6 protein-coding genes are annotated in these 18,343 nt (G+C 56.1%); 3 read left to right on the top strand and 3 right to left on the bottom strand.

Annotated elements, in window-relative coordinates; translation table 11 throughout:
- Positions 1 to 402 precede the first annotated feature (402 nt).
- The 3 genes from ABI171_RS23175 to ABI171_RS23165 form a co-directional block, all read right to left on the bottom strand.
- Positions 403 to 717, bottom strand: a complete 315-nt coding sequence (locus tag ABI171_RS23175) for a hypothetical protein (protein ID WP_348099374.1) — start codon at positions 715 to 717, stop codon at positions 403 to 405.
- 2 nt (positions 718 to 719) lie between these two features.
- Positions 720 to 11,144, bottom strand: a complete 10,425-nt coding sequence (locus ABI171_RS23170; protein WP_348099373.1) for a LysM peptidoglycan-binding domain-containing protein — start codon at positions 11,142 to 11,144, stop codon at positions 720 to 722.
- A gap of 188 nt (positions 11,145 to 11,332) precedes the next feature.
- Positions 11,333 to 15,451: a hypothetical protein gene (locus tag ABI171_RS23165; protein WP_348099372.1), complete on the bottom strand. Its 4,119-nt coding sequence runs from the start codon at positions 15,449 to 15,451 to the stop codon at positions 11,333 to 11,335.
- A gap of 424 nt (positions 15,452 to 15,875) precedes the next feature.
- Between ABI171_RS23165 and ABI171_RS23160 the strand changes: the two genes are divergently transcribed.
- From ABI171_RS23160 to ABI171_RS23150, 3 genes are all read left to right on the top strand, one after another.
- Positions 15,876 to 17,054 carry a hypothetical protein gene (locus ABI171_RS23160; protein ID WP_348099371.1) on the top strand — a complete coding sequence of 393 codons (1,179 nt, stop codon included), beginning with the start codon at positions 15,876 to 15,878 and terminating at the stop codon, positions 17,052 to 17,054.
- Between the two features lie 69 nt (positions 17,055 to 17,123).
- Positions 17,124 to 17,717: a hypothetical protein gene (locus ABI171_RS23155; protein WP_348099370.1), complete on the top strand. Its 594-nt coding sequence runs from the start codon at positions 17,124 to 17,126 to the stop codon at positions 17,715 to 17,717.
- Positions 17,718 to 17,751: 34 nt separating this feature from the next.
- Positions 17,752 to 18,138 (top strand): hypothetical protein, encoded by a 387-nt coding sequence (locus ABI171_RS23150; RefSeq protein WP_348099369.1) that lies wholly within the window; start codon positions 17,752 to 17,754, stop codon positions 18,136 to 18,138.
- The last annotated feature ends 205 nt before the right edge of the window (positions 18,139 to 18,343 follow it).

Here is an 18,343-nt window from a genome sequence, read left to right as displayed (position 1 = left end):
AGCAAGAAGTGGACGATGCCGATACGGGACTGGAAAGCGGCGCTGAATCGCTTCGCCATCCAGTTTGAAGACCGGGTGCCGCAGGCTTAAACGAAAACCCGTTTACACAGAATCCAGTACACCCCCCCGGCCTGCGCTTGACCCCGGCCTGCGCTAGCTATAGTGGCTTCCACAGCAGCATCACTTACTCCAGAGAAGACGCTGTTTTGCAGACGCCAGTAAGTATTTGCCTGCCGATCCGGCATATCTTGAGATAAAGTTTTCGGCTGGGTACTGGATGCTGCTATTTGGTCAACCACCGAGTTCCCAATAGTGCTGGCAACCGCATGCACGGTAATTGCATCGATATGCTGCCTTAAGCTTACACCTCACGTGTTTCTACAAGATGCCATCGTACCGCATTCAAAATTGGTAACCTCCTTGCACCGCACGATTTCGCAATTCAACTTTCCACTCATTATCTAAAATAGATAGACAGTCCTTTAAAGGCCATCCTGGGGCAGATTCAATAAGGTGCATAATAGATGATGCCAATCCAAAGCAGCCATCAGGGCCAAATAATTCAATCAATACACGCGCCTCTTGATCTGTTATTGGTTTACTGACGGCCCTATATAAATTATCGTATTTTTTCAGCAATTCAACATTAGCATCATCTTCCGATGGAAGAGCGCCGAGGCTCTTCATTTCTTCAATCTCTTTACGGACATTTAGCATAATTAGTCTTTCTTCATCAATTCAGGGAAATACTCTTTATAATATTTGATCACGTCTCTTAGGCCTTCGTTATAACGGGTGCCTGCAATATTACGAACGTCACGTATATCTTTCATTAGAACATCACGAAAACTATTCGCAGCATCTTCAGTTTTCGTTAACGCCCCTTTAAAAGCAAATGTTCTTGTTTCCGCATGTTCAGCTGTCGTCATTACTATAGCTCCCCCATCAGCACGACTGGTGAATTTCAATGCGGCCTGCGGTATGTGATGTGCTGTCAAATCATCACCAACTGTTCCAACAAGTTCCGCAAAACGCCCCCCTTGGCCAGCAACCAGTTCCTTCCCAACCGCACGTGTAGTATTAGCAACCACACCAACTTCACCAAAGCTGGCAACATTCATTACCCCGAAGAGTGCACCTGCTACGCTATACCCGGCGACTTTTCCATATTCACCATCTGTAAACGCTTGCCCAACTTTCTCACCATATCCACCGTCAATGAAATTCCTCGTTCCATTCATAGCACTATTCGCCAGATTGATTGTGCTTGTATTGTTTGCCGCATTAGAAGGCGGGGTATACACATTAGTGTCGCTCGGAATACTACTGACCAACGAACGATAACCAGTATCTAGTGGCCCCGGCATGTAAGGGTTGTCAAGCATTCGCACGTCTGTAGGCGGCGGCATCGATACCGCGTAACCAATCGTCCCTGTTTCCGCGTTATAGACCGTACCCGGACCATAAGCACGGCCTGGTTGCATCACGATATCAGGCAAATTACCGACAGCGCCATATCTTTCAACGGGGGCGCTACTGACACCGTTAAAGGAGCCGGCCAGCTCAGTGCCTGCCTGGCCTTGCAACCGCGCCATTTCCAACATTCGCTGACCTGTATCGTTCCCACCTCCGCTTACAAAGCCCGCCACCGGAATGTTGCCGTCAGCGTACCCATAGGCCTTAGTCGCGCTGGACGCTGCGATAGTGTCAACCACCGAGTTCCCTATCGTGCTGGCAATCGCGTCCGCTGTAATAGCACCAACATTCCGTCCTAAACTACCGCCCCTGGCAAGCGTACTTGCCACCCCTCCCGCAAAAGCCCCCGTTGCTTTCGAAACGATAGGATTGAAGCCCTGCATTCTGTCCGTAACGCCAGCCCCAACGCCTGAAGCAATCGCTGAAACAGCAACACCATTCCAGTCAAAGCTATGCTGAGCGCCTGTCGCTACACCTATGCCTTGACCAGCGACGGAGCTAGCGCCGCCGAAACTCGCACCCTGTGCAAATTTCGACATGCCCTGGAAACCAGTGGCGAGGCTCGTGCCCTGCAGGATCTGTCCGACGCCGGCACTAGCCGCCGCGCTGACAGCTCCCATGGCAACCCCTTTCCAGTTAAAGCTGTCTTGCATCCCCATGGCCATCATGGAGCCTTGCGACAGCGCCGAACCGACAGCACCACCAATGGCGGCGGCACCGAGCGCAAATCCCGCGCTTATACCTGCCACCGCGCCACCCACCAGACCGCCGGTCAGGATACTTGTGCCTACGGCCATGACAGCTCCAAGTCCGGTAGCACCACCAGCAGCCACCGCACCCATGGCAATGGCAGCCGCTCCTGCGGTAAACACCGTCGCCACAATCGCCACCACGATGGCAATAATCGTCCCGATCCCGCCGCATCCGTCTTTACCCGGCGGCGGTGGCGGTGTCGGCAACGTCGGCTGCGTATTCCCTATCGCCAGCCCCGGATCGTATGGCTTGAACGTGGTCGCCGTGTTATGCACATTGACCACATTGTTGGGCACCTTCAGTATCTGTCCAGCCTTCAAGACGTCCTCGCCCTTCAAGCCATTCGCATCAGCGATGAGGTACCACAAGCTGCTGTCGCCCCACATCGCCGCGGCGATGGTTTGCAGCGTGTCGCCTTCTCTCACCGTCCAGTTATCCGCACTCATGGCCGGATAACTGCCGCTGATCTTCATGTAGTTTTCATCGAAATCGACGGCGCTGATCGGCGTAAAGATCTTGTAGGTGTTGTCGTTGCCCTTGTCCAGCTTGCCTGCCAGTTCCTTGACGTAGTCGATCTTTTCGATGCCGTCGTTGCCGACGTTGCCGATGCGGTGGCCGTTGAGATAATAAAAATTGTGGATGCGGTCGCTGCTGGCGCCGGTGATCTGGTTGTTGGCGTCGATAGTGATGCCACCCAGTTCATTTCTTCTCAGGATCTGGCCTTGCTGGTCGGTCTCGTAGCTGAAGGCGCGCTGCTTGGCCTTCTCGCCGCCACCGTCGTCGAAGGTGGCCCTGAGGTTGCCGTTGATGTCGTAGTTGAACAGGCTGCTGGCCGGCTTCCAGCCCGGGGCGTTGGGGTTCGTGCCTTGCGACGTAATCTTGCTTTGCTTGGCGCCATCCCACCATTCGTAGGCGTAGTCCATGGTCATGGTCGTCCCCTTGTCCTTGTCATCGGGGGTGACCTTGACCTGGCTCAGGGTGCCGTCCGCCAGACGGGTATAGGCGGTGCCGGTGGCGTTGAGGTTGTCGCGCTCGGTTTTTTGCAGGCCGTCGGCATCGTAGGTTTTGGTGAGACTGGTGACTTGCTTGCTACCGTCCGCCAGCCATTCGGCGTAGCTGGTCACGCGCCCCAGCTGATCGTTGCTGCGTTCGCTGGTTTTGACGCCGTTGATGGTTTGCGTGGTCAAATAGCCGAGCTTGTCATAATCGTACAGCTCGGTGCGGCCGTCGCTGGCATACGTCGCCAGTTTGCGTTGCCCAATCTCGTTGTAGGCCAGGTAGACGCCGTCGCCGCCTTTAGGACCGGTTACGATCGATACGCTGGTGTCGGTTGCATCTTTTCCGCGCGCACCCGACAGCTGACCCATGGTGACCGTAAAGCGGTTCAAGCCGTCATAGGCATACCAGTAATCCTGGCTCTGCTTGTTGTTGCCAACATAATCGTGATAAGTCGCCGCCATGTGCCTGCGGTTGCCGACCGCGTCGTATTCGTAACTGACGCTATACAGCAGGTCCTTGATACTGGTGACGCGGTTTAAGGCGTCATATTCCACCTGCGCCTGGGTGTAGACGTAAGCGTTCGCAATCGAGCGGTAACTTTCATAGGTACGGTTACCGTCACCGTCGTATTCATAGAAGGCGATTTTGCCGGTGCCGTTGTCCTTGATAGTCCACACCAACCCGTTGCTGTAGTAATCGTAGACCACGTTTTTGCCTGTGCTGCCGGTCTCGCTCGCCAGCAGTCCGGCCCAGTTGTAGGCATAGCTGGTAGTGCGGCTGCTCATGTCCTGATGCCAGGTGACGCGACCGAAGGTGTCGATGTTGTCGGTCAGGGTGTGGCCGTTGGCGTCGGTGGTGACTTTCTGCCAGCCGCCAGTCACCGCGCTGCCGGCACTGGCGATGCTGCTGTTCCAGGTGTACTGGTACCAGACGGCGCGTCCTTCTGCGCTGACCGTATGGATGATACGGCCCTCGCCGTCATAGTAAGTGCTGGTCAGGCCATTCAAGGTATTGGTGACGCCAATACGGTTGCCGGCTTCGTCGTAGTTATAGCGGTCGATGCTGGTCTGGGTGCCGCTTCCGCGCGTTACCACTTTCAACTGCCCCAGCTTGTCGTAGTCATAGCTGGTTGCCTGCCGCAATTCATCGGTCTGGATGCGCAGGTTGCCAAGTTGATCGTATTGTGAGGTTTTATAGTTGCGGGTGGCGTCCCAACTGGTGTCGACTTTACCGGTGCCATAGTTCCAGGTCTGGGTGATCAGGTTGCCGTTGGCGTCTTTCATTCCCATCAAATTGCCAGTGCGGTCATACGAGAACAGGGTCTCAGGACGCATCACTTGCTGGAAACCGTTGGCCAGCGTGATCATCACTTCGGCTTGCTGCTTTTTAATCAGCTTGCCCTGGGCGTTGTAGTAAAGGTCGTTCCAGTTGCCGCGGCCATCGCGCTCAGCGCTGACTTCGCCGAAAGCGTTATAGCGCTCGTAGCGGTCGATCGTCATGTCCTTGTTGGTTTCTGTGATGACGCCGATGATGTCGGTGTTGGTCGCCGGATTGGTGCGGGTGCGGGTGTCGAAATAGCTACTGCGCTCCATTAGCACAACACCGGCGCTATCGACCGCTTCGTAACGGTATTCGTATTCAGTGTCCGACGGCAGGCCGTAGTCGGTGGCGTTGAACAGGAAGCGTCCTTCGCCGTTGCGGCTCAGCGTCACCAGCGTCATCGGCCGGTCGTAGTCGGCCTGTACCTTTGGCACCCGACGGAAATACAGATTGAGCTTGCTGGCGTTGGCCAGTGGCGCACCTTGGTTCGGTCCATCGCCGGCTCTTGGGATAAATTCGATGATGGCGGGACGCTCACTGCCTGTCAGCGTCATGCGGCGCCCGCCGGCGGGGTCAATCGCTCCACCCAGGGTCACTGTCCCCTTACTCATGGATAAGACGGTGTCATAAGTATCATAGGCATTGAACACGATGTCATAGGTGTAAGCCTGGGACGGATCCGGAGTCAGGCTGCCGCCCTCGTTCGCAGCGGCATCGCTGGTATCCCAAAGAAACTCACCATTGCCTTGCTTGTAGACAGTCTTGTTGATGGTTTTAACCACACCATCGACCGTGATGTTGTACTTGACCCGCACGTACGCGGTATCCGGCGGCGGATTGAAGGTAATCGAGGTCTTTTTGTCGCGTAAAAAACCAAAGGACAACGCCGGTGTCGTACTGGCTGAGAAACCGGCGCGCGCCGTCAGAGTATCGAGCGCCGAGCCGTTTTTGAACAGGATCATCTCGACATCCACGTCACTGCCAATGCTGCTCATATCAAACTTGAATGCGCCCGTGACCGGATCGCGGACGGTCTGACCGGCAGGATAAGTCCAGTCCTGCGCTCTCGGCGCGCGTACCCGCAACTGCACTGCATCGGCCAAACTCCGGTCGGATCCTTGGAGGTTATAGGCCAGCAAGACCTTGGGCGTCTGCCACAAGTAGGTACCGGTGACGTCGTACTGGAAGCCGCCATGGGCGTCGGCATATTCGACCTGGGGCTGGATATTGTCGTCGCTGAGGCTGGACGCACCTCCCTTGGACAAAGTCATGGTGTACTGGTTGCGGCGCAACAGCGTACCTGCCTCACGACCATCGGTACCATTGCTGGTTGCCAGGAACACTACCTCGTATTTCCCATCGGCCAAGGCGTCGATGTTGGCGACATAGGATCTCGCATCGCCGCTGGCGTCTTTCGACAATGGCAGGAACGGCGCCGTGGAACCGAACGGACGGTAATAGGCCATGCCGCTTGTACCGGCAGGCAATGTCGCGTTAGCCAGGCGAATCTGGCTGCTGGCATGCACAACCGTTGCTTCTGCTGCCGAGGCGCCATCGTTTTTGAGGGTTGCGATTACGAATGACTGCCCAGGATTATTTTTAGGGGTGATACGAATTTCTACTGCATATTGATAAATACCGTTGCCCACAGCGCCGGACATTTTTCCAAAAACCGGAATAGGCGCAGTGAGAGGAATAGATAATGCTGCCGATGCATGGTCTTGCGAGAAGTTATCGACATACTCACCGCTGATCGTTGGACTGCCGTTCCACGACGATTGGATTTTGTAAGTGACTTTGGCATCAATCTTGTAATCTCCGTAAAGTGCCGAGAGATCGGGCATGGCAAGCAGCATACGTGGTGCAGAATAGTCTCCGCCAATACTAGCCGTGATTTTTTGCTCCTGATAACCCGGCAGCACCAGCTTTTTAAAATCATAGTAGCTGCCGGTATTGCCATTAGACAGGGTCGTCAACACGAAGGCATTGCTTGGATCATCTTTTGCAATCAGCCTCACCGTTGCAGTATAGGTGCCCACGTAACCTGGGTTCGATGCATCCGTTAGCGGGATATCGATCGTATCGGACAATCCCCCTACATCAATGCTTTTACTGAGCGCCTGCGTGTTTCCGCCTAACAGTGGATACCTGGCCGTATATTGCACATCGACGACGGCACGATAATTGCCATAAACTTGACTCAGATCCGGCAACTTGACGCGCAGTGTCGCATTGGGTGACGCGTTGCCGGGTATCACAATCGCGGTCGCCAGAGGCAGCGTTGTGTGCGACCCCAACGACAAAGCTTGCGCGCTGTTCAACGCATCGGCTGGTGCCGTGTACTGGATATCACTGGCAGTACCGTCACCGTTGAAATTACTTGTACTGGTATCGACCGAGGCGGACAGCTGTGCCGATTTGTCGATCGAACCGATAAATTGTGGTGCCCCGCCTGTACTGGCCGGGGTGACGTAAAATTCCACCGTGTATGCAAAACTAACGCCGCTGCCCCCCGCCAGATTAGCCGTCCCCCCGCCGTTTTTGAGATCACCGAGGCCTATATTTCCCGGCTGGGCGCCGCTAAAGAAACCGATATTGACCGACACAGAACGTGGACTGCCTGGGACATTTCCGGAACTGGCGTTGCTGTTGAAAGAGAAGGGTTGCAAGTATCCGTGATATTCAGTCTCGGTAGATGTTCCTACATTCCGGTACTGCCACAGTTTGCCTGCGACGGTATAACTCACCCTGGCCTCTATGCTGTATGCACCATAAATCGCCGTCAAATCCGGAACATTGATCGATAGCGAGTTCACCGCAACGCCCTCAGGACCCAGTTCTCTCAGTTTAGTAACCGCCCAATCCGTAGAAACGCTGGCGGTACCGCCTGACCCCGCGAGTATCGCTGCTTCTCCTGTGCTAGGAATAGCCGGCCCTGGAACAACACCGGCGGGACGTTTGATAAAGCCACCTATCCACAATTCCGTATTGGCAAACTTGCCGCCATCGATAGGGATATCGATCGGCCTGAAGGTGATCTGCGGCGCCCCTGCCGACACCTTCGGCTGCATGATCTGAATCACCTGGTTACGTTCGTCGTAGCGCGTAAACGTCTGGTTCAACTGCACCTGCTGCACCAGCCTTTGCAAATCGGCGACAGTGCCGATCACGGCGCTGCGCAAGTCGGTAGTCATCGACTCCATTTTTAGGGTCGCGTTACCGTTTTTGTCGTACATGTACAAATGACTGACGCCGCCGTCGAAGTTGCTGCGTATCACCCGGCCAGCATTATTGTATTCCGCGTACTGCTGCCACAAGCCATCCGCCCCGCCGCCGTTGGTGCGGCGGCCGGTGACTTCACCGAAAGTGTTGTATTGCATTTCGGTCGTGGTGTAACCGTATAGCAGCCGGCCCGTGTCGGGGTCAGTGCTTTGGGTGTTGCGGCTGGTTTCGCGGTTGCTGGCATCGTAAGCGATCCGGGTGGTGTCCTTGATCTTGTTGCCGCTGGCATCCAGGCGAATCAGGCTGGTTTGCACCACGTTGCCGTTGATGTCATAACCATAGCTGGTGACAACGCCGAGCGCATCTGTTTTAGTCGCCATGCGGCCGTCGGGCCCGTAGGTAAAGAGCGTCACGCGGTCCTCGGCGGCGCTCTGCCCCTTCTGCGTCTGCTTGATGAGATGATTCAGGCTATCGTATTCAAACAAGGTCGTGCTACGTACCTGCCGGTTCAGGGAATCGACAAACTGCGGCAGCATCTGGCTCGACATACGGCCCATGGCGTCATACGTAAAATCGTAGTCGCTGCCATTGGCGTCGGTCTTGTGCAGCAAATGACCTTCGCCGTCGTAACGATAACTGGTCGTCGCAGCACCGCCCTGAACGTCAGTCATGACGCCGTTGCCGGCCACCGTGGCGTAGTTGACGCCAATGCGGGTTTCACTGACCAGGCGACCATTGCGGTCCCAGGTATTCTGCGTGACGCGATCGTCAGCGCTGCGCGGCCAGGATTTAATGATCACCTGCGGATCGCTACTGCTGGTAAAGGCATCGACGTTACGCAACGCAAACTGGCGCTGTTCGATAACATTGCCCTGCAAATCGCGGATCCAGGCCGTACCATAACCCAGGGCATCGATGTCCAGTACTTTCTTACCATTGCCGTCATAGAAACTGAGGGTCTGATTGCGATTCGGGTCGATGCTGCTGATCGCATTGCCAAACACATCATAGGACCAACGGCGGGTGATACTGCTTTCGCTATCGATGTAATACATCCCTGCGTGACCAGGATTGTTCGGGTCCGTCGCCTTGGGGTCGAATTGCCCGGTACCGACGTTCATGATGCGCGATTCGATTTTACGATTGTGCGCATCGTAGCGATCATTGGTTTCACGCATACTGACCAGATTGATCGGCGCCGCCGGCAGCTTCCCTGGTGTCGTTGCCGCAACAGGCACAGCGTAGACACGCGTCGTGATGACATTGCCTGCGCTGTCATATACATAGCTGGTATAAGTGCCCGTTGCGCTGATCTCAGCAACCTTGCGGTCCAGGGTGTCGTAATACTGATAACTGATATTGCCGTTGGCATCCTTGGCGCTGGTCTGATTACCCCGTGCATCATAGGTAAAACGCTGGATCGGCGACACCACGCTGGTGCTGCCGGTCGGCGACGTTACCGTCACCTGCCTGTTGCTCCAAGTGGTGATAACACGACCAAGCTTGTCGTATTCATACGACATTGGGCTGGTATGATTCCTGACATTATCATTCTCGATCGTGTACGCCACCCGATCCAGCGCATCGCGTCCGTAGCTGTTGAAGGAATTGATACCGTCTTCGGAAATAATCGGCAATCCTTCCCCAGTCAAATTGCCGGCGCGATCATACCCGTATGTGAATACGCTACCTGTCTTGTTGGTATATTTGACGCGCTTTCCTAGCGCGCCGTACTCGTAGAGTTCGCTCTTGCCTTCGGCATCGGTGGATTTGACGAGATGCCCCACCTTGTCATAGGCAAGCTGGGTGATGGCGTCGCGAGCGCTGGCGACGGGAATCGTTCCTGCTGGCGCCGCATTATAAAATTGCGTGACCGTGGCAGGTTCGCCAAAAGCATTGTAGGCCGTCTGCACGACTGCACTATCGGTCGCGGTCTGTACCGTATTCTTATTGGATTTATTGTAGGTAAAAGCAGTCGTGCGAATACCTTGCGACACGGACGCCACATTGCCAAAGGCATCGTAAGTTGTGCTTGCCGCCGATGTATCGCCCGCTGTCCAGGTCTGCGTGATACGGCCCAGGGCATCGTAATTGCTCGTCTTGACATAGCGCCCGGTCAAGATCGCTTTTTGTTCAGCATTCAATGCCGCCGCTTTTAACGCATTGCCATTGACGTCCGTCATGCCGGCCATTTTGCGTTCGTTCAATACCCAATCAGTGTCCTGCTCTACCAGCTCGACAGCACGTGGATCGTACTGTGCCGTGACTTGTCCCAAGGCGTTGTAGGTAAAACGGCTGGTGCTGGCGATTGCCGTACCCCAAGCGCGTGTCTGTTCCAGCTTGCGGCCCACGGTGTCATACACTGCATGGGTCACCACTTGGTCCTGGGTGCCGTCCGCCACAATGGTATTGACAATATTGCCCAACGCATCGAGCTCATAACGGGTAACGACGCCCATAGGGTCGGTAGTGCCGGTAGCACGCCCGGCACTGTCGTACTGGTAGGCCGTCGTCATGGCATTAGATATTTGATAGGGTTTATCAGTTATCCATTGCTGATAACTCATCACCCTGCTGCCTCCGTATGGGTCGTAACGAATGGCCTGAACGACATGCCCACTCGCATCGTAACGATTCTCTGAAATATGAGTCTCGCCATCAACCATAAACCGCATACGATTTGCACCGTCGTACACCCAAGTGGTCACGGCCGGACGCTGCATCCCCCAGATGGTGGCGATTTTAGCCACCCATGCCTGGAGATCTACGATGCTCGGATCTGCTTTTTCCGTATAAGGATTCGCGTGCTGGGTTTGCTCGGTCAGGTTGCCATTAGCATCGTAGATATTTTGAGTGACGTAACCCAAGGCGTCAATGCTAAACACTGCATGATTGGCAGCGTCATATAAAGCTCGTGTAACACGGTCGCCAGCATGGGCCTGTGGCGTTTGCGCTGTCAATGCCGCGGCAATATCCTGGCTGGTGATCGCCGTATCAGCGCCGATCGGCGTCGCGTACGAGATAACACTGATGACATTACCCGCCTTGTCAATGACCCGCTCAGTAACGCCGTTCATGCCATCGACGGTATAACGCAGGCGACCATCCGCATCGTAGGCATATTGCGTCACGTGATCCGCAGCGCGTGCGGTGGCCGGCTGCGCCGCGATCAACGCCGCAATATCCTCGGCGGAGACGACGCCCAGCGGCATGGCGATGGCCGCAGATAATGCTATCCGTGCAGTGATCCGCCCTTCGGCGTCGTACCTGGTATTGGTGACTTCGCCAAGCTGGTTCACCGCATACGCAACGCGACCTTCCGCATCGTAGGCATAACGCGTCGGCACAGGTTCATTGTTCTGACGCACCAGCACCACATTGCCGATACTGTCATACTGGTACGCCGTGGTCAGACTCAGATTCGCCGGATCGACGGTTTTACTTAACAACCGGTTGAGCGTGTCGTAGACATATGCCGTCACTTTGGGCAGTGCGCTGCCGACTCCTTCTGTCACCGTCAACAAATTCCCCGCACCATCATAGGCGTAACTGGTGGCCAGATTCAGGTTGCCGGCATCGACAGTGACAACAACTTTTTGCCCCAGCCTATTGAATGGGTCGTTGTCGCCACGCCACTCGGATCAGTCACGATCACTTGCTGGCCTTTGGCATCGTACTGATACATCGTCGTCAGCTTAAGATCTTTCGTATCTAGCTGACGGGACAGTATCCGATTGGCGGCATCAAAACTGTATACGGTTATCGTGCCATTGGCATCGGTAGAACTCGCCAGGCGATTGGCGTGATCGTAGCTGCTCGATGTCGTCGCCAACGGCGTCGCGCTCGACAACAGGTTGCCGTTCTTGTCATAGCTGTACTGGGTAGTATTGCCCAAGCCGTCCGTGATGCTCTGCGTCTGTCCGTTACGGGTCTTTTCCGTGGTTATCGTGACGCCTTCCGGCGTCGTGATGGTCACGCTGCGCTTTACAGTATCGTAGGCGTAACGCGTTACGTGGCCAAGCCCATCGGCCTGCGTCAAGACGCGGTCAAAGGCATCATAGGTCGTCGATCTCTGTATATGCAGACGATCTAAGGTCTGCACTGAACGGCCCAAGCGGTCGTAGCTCAGGCTGCGCGCATTGCCGTTGGCGTCCACCGTACTGATGGCTCGGCCGAAGGCGTCGTATTGGGTTGAAGTGACGGCATTAATTCCGCTCGGATCAGTACTGCTGCTCACGCTTAATCCACGCCGGTCGTAGTTGCTGGTCTGCGTCAATCCATGCGTAGCGTCAATCGCCTTGGTACTGGAAATGACAGCGCCGAACGCATCGTAGCTGCGTGTAGTGATGTTGCCCAACGCATCCGTGCTGGTCGCCAGGCTACCGTTGGCGTTGTACGTAAACGTGCTTTGGCTGTCCAGGGTAGAGTTGCGTACTGCATTGAGCGCCGCCATCAACGTGTCGCCCACCAGGCCGCCGCTCAACCCGACGGTATCGATCCGGGTGCCATACCGAATCGTCGCCGCCAACTGTCCCTGGCCGTTATACTGGTTTTCCGCGACCTCGCCCAGCGCATTGACGCTATGCGTAAGTTGACCGGCACCATCGTAATAGAACAAGGTCCGGTTGCCGTTCTGGTCTATAGTACTGACGCGCCGGCCCGCGGCGTCATAGTTGTGCTGGATTCCATAGCTGGCCCAGATTGCATCGATTTGCTGTTGCGTCAGGTTACCATTTAACTGGGCGCCACCTTCCGCTGTCAATTCACCGGTCAGTCGTCCTTGCACATCATAGCGCGCATTCAACGTGCGTACGTCGCCGGTTCCAGTTGCACTGGTGGTCTGGACCAGGCTGCCCAGGCTGTCGTAGCTGTAGAGTGTGACAGTTCCTTCGGTGTTGGTTTTCTGGCTGATGCGGTTCAGAGCATCGAACACCGCCTTGCTCACACGATCGTCGGCGCTGGCGGCCGGGCGGACACTGCCTATCGTCGCACTGGCTCCGATGGTCGCGCTTACCGGGTTCGCATATCGCACCGTTTGCGTCACATTGCCGCTGGCATCGTAGATTGTTTCGGTCAGATAACCTTCCCCATCAATCTCGCCTGCGACCTGGCCTCTGATGTTCAACAGCAGACGCTTGACAATATCTCCGCTACTGGCCATTGGCAGCAATTGAACCAGGCTGCCGCCGGCACGCAGGCCGGCATCGGTTCGCGTGGCATAGCTGATCCGGCTAGTCACATTGCCTGCGCCATCGTAGCGTTGTTCGGTAACATAGCCTTCCGCGTCGAGCGTCGCACGCAACAGGCCATCGCCATCGTAAAAGCTACGGCTGCTGCGGTCGGCCGCGGACCCCGCCGGCGCTATGCTGGCGCCATCGGGGCTGCTGCCAAGGGTCGCCGTATCGATGAGATTGGCATAATTGGTGACGCCGACCAGGCGCGAAGCGCCGTCGTAGTGATATTCGCTCACTCGCCCCGGCTGGCCATCGACGGTTTTGGACAGCCTGTTAGCGCTGTCATAGGCGCGCCAGATCTTGTGGTCTGTGCTGCCGGCGCCAGGGCGGACACCGGCCAAGGTTGCTGTTGTCGGATTGCCGCTTCCATCGATCAGTTGGCTCACGTCTACCGCTGTGGCGTAGGCAATGATCTGCGTAAGCTGATTATCCTTGTTGTAGACATACTCCGTCATGCTGCCATTGCCGTCGATATCGGCAGCCTTGCGGCCGTCGTCGTCATACAGGATGAAGCTGCGCGCCCCTGTCGGGTCTTGCGTCATGCGCAAGCGATTGTCGGCATCGTAGGCATACCGCGTCGTTCCCAGAGATTGGGCCGCAGCATTGTTTTGCTGTACGCTGATCAGGCGCCCGGCTCGGTCGTAGGCACTGATGGTGGCGAGGCCATTCGCCAGGGTTACCGTGGTTTTATGATTAGCGTCGTCGTAACTAGTGATGCTCAGCTGGTTTGCGGCATCCGTGGTGGTCAATATGCGACCCAGGCCGTCATAGTTATAGTGGGTCATGCCGCCGCGCGGATCGATCGACAGCAGCAACCGCCCCGCCTGATCATACACATAACCGGTGTCCGACCAACCATCGCCGCGGCTCACTCTGTTGTTGCTGTATATGGAAATTCCACAGTTCGTCAACTTCGTCAGCTGGCCGCGCGCATCGCGATTCATGTTCACTTCAATCGTCTGTATCGGATCTTGACTTCCGGTCCAGATATTGACAGCCATCATCGGAGGTACATCGGTAGCCGCAACAGCAGAGACATCGTAAGTCCCCCCCATATATTGGCGGCTATCAACCAATGCACCCTTTACATAGAAAAATTGTGTCACCCGCCCTTCCGAGCTGATGACGTAGCGCAGCTCGTTATTATTGTAGCTGTCGTAAATGTAACGCGTCGTCAGCGGCGCTGACGGCTGTGCCTGGCCGGCGCCGTCTGTGTCCGGCACCAGATAGGCCGTCTCCGTGAGCAACTGATTAGTTGCATTGTAGCTACGCGTGACTGTATTACCGGCTGCATCGCGCTGCAATACCTGATTACCGTTGCCATCGTACTCCATGTCGGTGGCGTGACCTTCGCCGTCGATCATCTGTATCACGTCGCCGGAGCCGTTATAGCTAAAACGGGTACTGGACGTGATACCGTTTACGGTCGGCGCGGTAATGCTGGTTAGCTGACCGTTGCGGTCGTAGTCGTACAACGTCCGCAGTCCAAGGGGATCGATCACTGTGGTGCGGCCATTTACCGTATCGTAGCTGTAGCTGGTAACGCGACCGAGACCATCCTGCACCGTGGCAATCTTATAGTCGGCGCCAGCCTGGACGTAGGTAAAATTCTGGCTGCTGCCGTCGCTCTGACTGATGCTGGCGACGCGCTTGCTGCTGCCGTCGTAGGTATAGGTAGTCTGGTAGATTTTGTTGTCGGCGATGGTATTATCAACCGGGCTCAAATCAACCGTGACAACTGACAATCGGTTGCTCGCATCATAGCTGTACCGCACTCTGGTTGTAGTATTGCCTTCCGCCGTTACCGTACGTATCTGCGTCAGGTTGTTGCCGCTGTAGTCGTAGTACATGGCTTCACCGGCCGCATCCGCCACCTTGGAGAGCAGACCATTGGCGCCATAGGCATAGCTGATTGTATTGCCGTCACGATCCGTACTTGACAGCAATCGTCCCACACCTGCGCCGTCGTAGACCTCCTTCAGACCTGTGCTGCCACTGGTCCACACCAGTTGATTGTGGTCCGTGTCGACGCTGATGATATTGTAGGCGCCGCCGCCATCGGTACTCACGTACAGCTGACGGCCGCTGTCAAACAGATAGGTCGATTCGGCGCCATCGCGCCCGGTGCGGACGATGCTGCTGCCTGCTGCCGACAGGCTGCCGTTGACGCGCAATTGCTGGTTATAGATGCCGTTGGACCAATTATCGCCATTGTCGTCGCTGAATTTGCCTTGACTGTTGTAGGTCCGCAGCGCCGCCATATCGTTACCGTAGTACTTCAGCAGATCATCGCGATCCTGCAGCACCAGGTTACCGCTGGAGACATTGACATATGCCAGTTCGCCGTTGCGGCCCTGCGCTGCCTCGCCCAAAGCGCCGCGCTGCCCCAGCGTATTCATCGAAGTTAAACTTACACCTAGGCTATTGCCGCTGACGATCGCTACCATAAGTCCATCCTGTCTACAGTATGTATATTGTGTGAGGCACCCCCGAACCCGCTCAGGATGCCAACCCTATCCAATACATCCACTCATGACTGTAAGTGTTTAGCAATCTTTGAAAATATTTTACGCACGTCATTTCAGAACACGTCAAACGCCCCTATTCTTGAAAATAATCAGCAAAACGACCCGTCGCACTAAACTAATTAGCCGAACCTTGTATATATTGACTAAGTAGTGTGCAATCCTGGGCCAGCCCCGTTTTGTGAGGAAATGACAGGTCCTGGGACGCAATTATTGAGCGAACTGCCTCTCTGCCGATTTACAATATCAACAAAGCACAAATAAAATTATATTTTTCACAATCATAAGTCAGGCGAATGCGAAGTATCCCGCCTTAGCCGAGAAATAACCAAAAGCAAGGAAGTCAATGAGCGCCATCCTCTCTAACACCAGCCAGCCGGATTCCGAAGGCAGCAAACGCCTGGACCGTCTTTTGGCCTTCCTGCACGGCGATCCGCAAAACGACAACTTACGCGCCGACGTCTTCGAACAGGCATTCAGCATCGGCAACGAAGGGGTCGCTGAACAGCAACTGACGGTTGGCCTGGAGCTGGGCCGCGATCCGAACGCCTGGCGCTTCCGTGAAGCGCATCTGAGAATGGCGCAAAGGCGTTTTGAAGAGGCGGAGGAACTGCTGGTGCAGTTAAAACAGCAAATGGGCCCGCATCCAGCCATCTCGCATAACCTGGCGTTCATCGCGGCGTTGCGCGGCGATTACCAAGCCTGCTTCGACGAACTGCAACCATGGGCCGGTACTGATCCGGCCGAGGCTGTCGATCCCGCCATACAAACACTGTGGCTGAAAGCCCTGCACCATCTGGGCAAACTGGAACTTGCCATGCAGTGGGTAGACCAGAGACAGTCGCTAGCCATGCTGACGCCGGCAGCCCTCGGCGTGGCCAGCCTGATAGCAATCGATACCGACCAGGCCATCAAAGCCAAGGACTTGGCGGACCAGGCCCTGCAAGGCGGTGACGCCAAGCTGGAAGCGCTGCTAGCCCGCGCCGCCGTGGCGCTGGCGGAACGCGATACCGCCAACGCACATCGTTATCTGCAACAGGCAATGCAACGGGAAGCCAACAACGGCCGCTGCTGGTCAACGCTGGGCCTGACGCAAATGCTGGAACTGAATATCACTGCCGCGCGACAAAGCCTGCAAAAAGCGGTCACGCTGATGCCAGGCCATATCGGCACCTGGCACGGCCTGGGCTGGGCCTGTTTGGTCGACAAGGATATCGATGCGGCGCAACAGGCATTCGAGGCGGCCCTGCAGCTCGACCGCAATTTCGGCGAGAGCCACGGCGCCCTCGCCATCATCGCCGCTATGCGCGGGCAGCGGGACAGCGCCAACGAGCGGATCCGGCGCGCTACCGGCCTGGACAAGGATAGCTTGTCCGCAGGCTATGCGCAGGCAATCCTGAACGGCGCGGCCGCCGATCCGAGAGCCTTGCAGCAGGCCATGCAACACCTGCTCAGCAACCGCATGGCGCCGATGGGCGGCTCGATACAGGATTTGCTGCCACGCCTGCCTGAGATCAAGAAATAAAGCCGTCGAATTGTCCGTTTTCCCGACCGTGTCCCTAGCACTGACCAACGCTTAACATTGAGAAGCCTTATGCAATCCGTACCCGACAACCTTCACCCTTTGCTGCAGCAGGCAATCCGCGCCAGCCAGGCCAACGATAGCGATGCCGCCCTAAGCCTGTTCGAGCAGGCAGGCAAAGAAGAACCCGGATCGCCGCTGCCCCATTTCCTGATGGGCGCCGAACTGGCGCAGCTAGGGAAAATGGCAGAAGCCGAAGCAGCCTATGCACGTGCAGTCATCCTCGCACCGGAATTTCTCATCGCCCGCTTTGAACTGGGCGTGCTGCAATTCGTCACGGCACGCCCCGCGATCGCCATGGTGACCTGGCAGCCGCTGCTGCAGCTGCCGGACAGCGACCCGCTCAAGCAATTTGTACTCGGCTATGGGGCGCTGGCGCAGGACGCCTTCGACGACGCCCTGCATCACTTTGAACAAGGCATTGTCGCCAACACCACGAACGCCGCGCTAAACGGCAATATCCAGTTGCTGATCGCGGAAATCCATCGCCTGCGCGCCACCCAGCCCGTCACGCCAACAACGCCGACCGAACCGGCCGCGGACGAGGAAGCGCTTCCAGACAACCACTTCCTGCTGTCCAACTATAATCAAAGCCGGCTGCATTGATGTTGCGCCAGTCAGGTAGCGGAAGGACTCCAGAATGACCTCCCCGATCAACGCCTCGGCACAGATCGCCGCGCTGATTCGTAGCCAGGTAGCCTCATTGCGCAAGCCGCCCGGCACCGCCACTGGCAGCAAAAGCAATACAAAACAGGGCAAGCTGCAGCAAGAGCGCGATATTGCCGGACTGATCGCGCAGCGCGTGCTGGTGATCGATCCAGACGACCCGCAACGCGAGCGCAAGGCTTTCAGGATTTTTCTGGAATCGGTGTTGCTGGCGGAATTGGGGGGCGACCTGATCAACGATCCGGCTTTTTACCAGATGGTGGAAGACGTCCAGCAGCAAATGGAAAGCGATCCCGGGCTGGCTTCGACGATTTCCCAGGCGGCCAGGTTGTTGCTGGCCTCGCAGAAAAACAAAAAATAAAGCAGGCCTGACAAGAACCTGCCGGGTTCTCCAGCCTGCTCACCCGCCACTCCATACAAACCATCTCCGCCTCGACGATCGTAAGCGGTCATCCGCTCCACCTATGAATTCGTTCTCGGCGTCGTCACACTGTCACTTTCGGTTATTCGGGAGAGCGGATAGTGTTGAATTCAGAACGTGAGAAGGTCTGGCAAGAACGGGTCAT

The organism is Collimonas sp. (genome assembly GCF_039923675.1).
Classification (GTDB): domain Bacteria; phylum Pseudomonadota; class Gammaproteobacteria; order Burkholderiales; family Burkholderiaceae_D; genus Collimonas.
This window is presented reverse-complemented; position numbering and strand designations above follow the sequence as displayed.

Excerpts from the sequence above, each read along its gene's own strand:
- ABI171_RS23165 (WP_348099372.1), bottom strand. The coding sequence starts at position 15,451 with ATGGTAGCGATCGTCAGCGGCAATAGCCTAGGTGTAAGTTTAACTTCG.
- ABI171_RS23175 (WP_348099374.1), bottom strand. The coding sequence starts at position 717 with ATGCTAAATGTCCGTAAAGAGATTGAAGAAATGAAGAGCCTCGGCGCT.
- ABI171_RS23160 (WP_348099371.1), top strand. The coding sequence starts at position 15,876 with ATGAGCGCCATCCTCTCTAACACCAGCCAGCCGGATTCCGAAGGCAGC.
- ABI171_RS23155 (WP_348099370.1), top strand. The coding sequence starts at position 17,124 with ATGCAATCCGTACCCGACAACCTTCACCCTTTGCTGCAGCAGGCAATC.
- ABI171_RS23150 (WP_348099369.1), top strand. The coding sequence starts at position 17,752 with ATGACCTCCCCGATCAACGCCTCGGCACAGATCGCCGCGCTGATTCGT.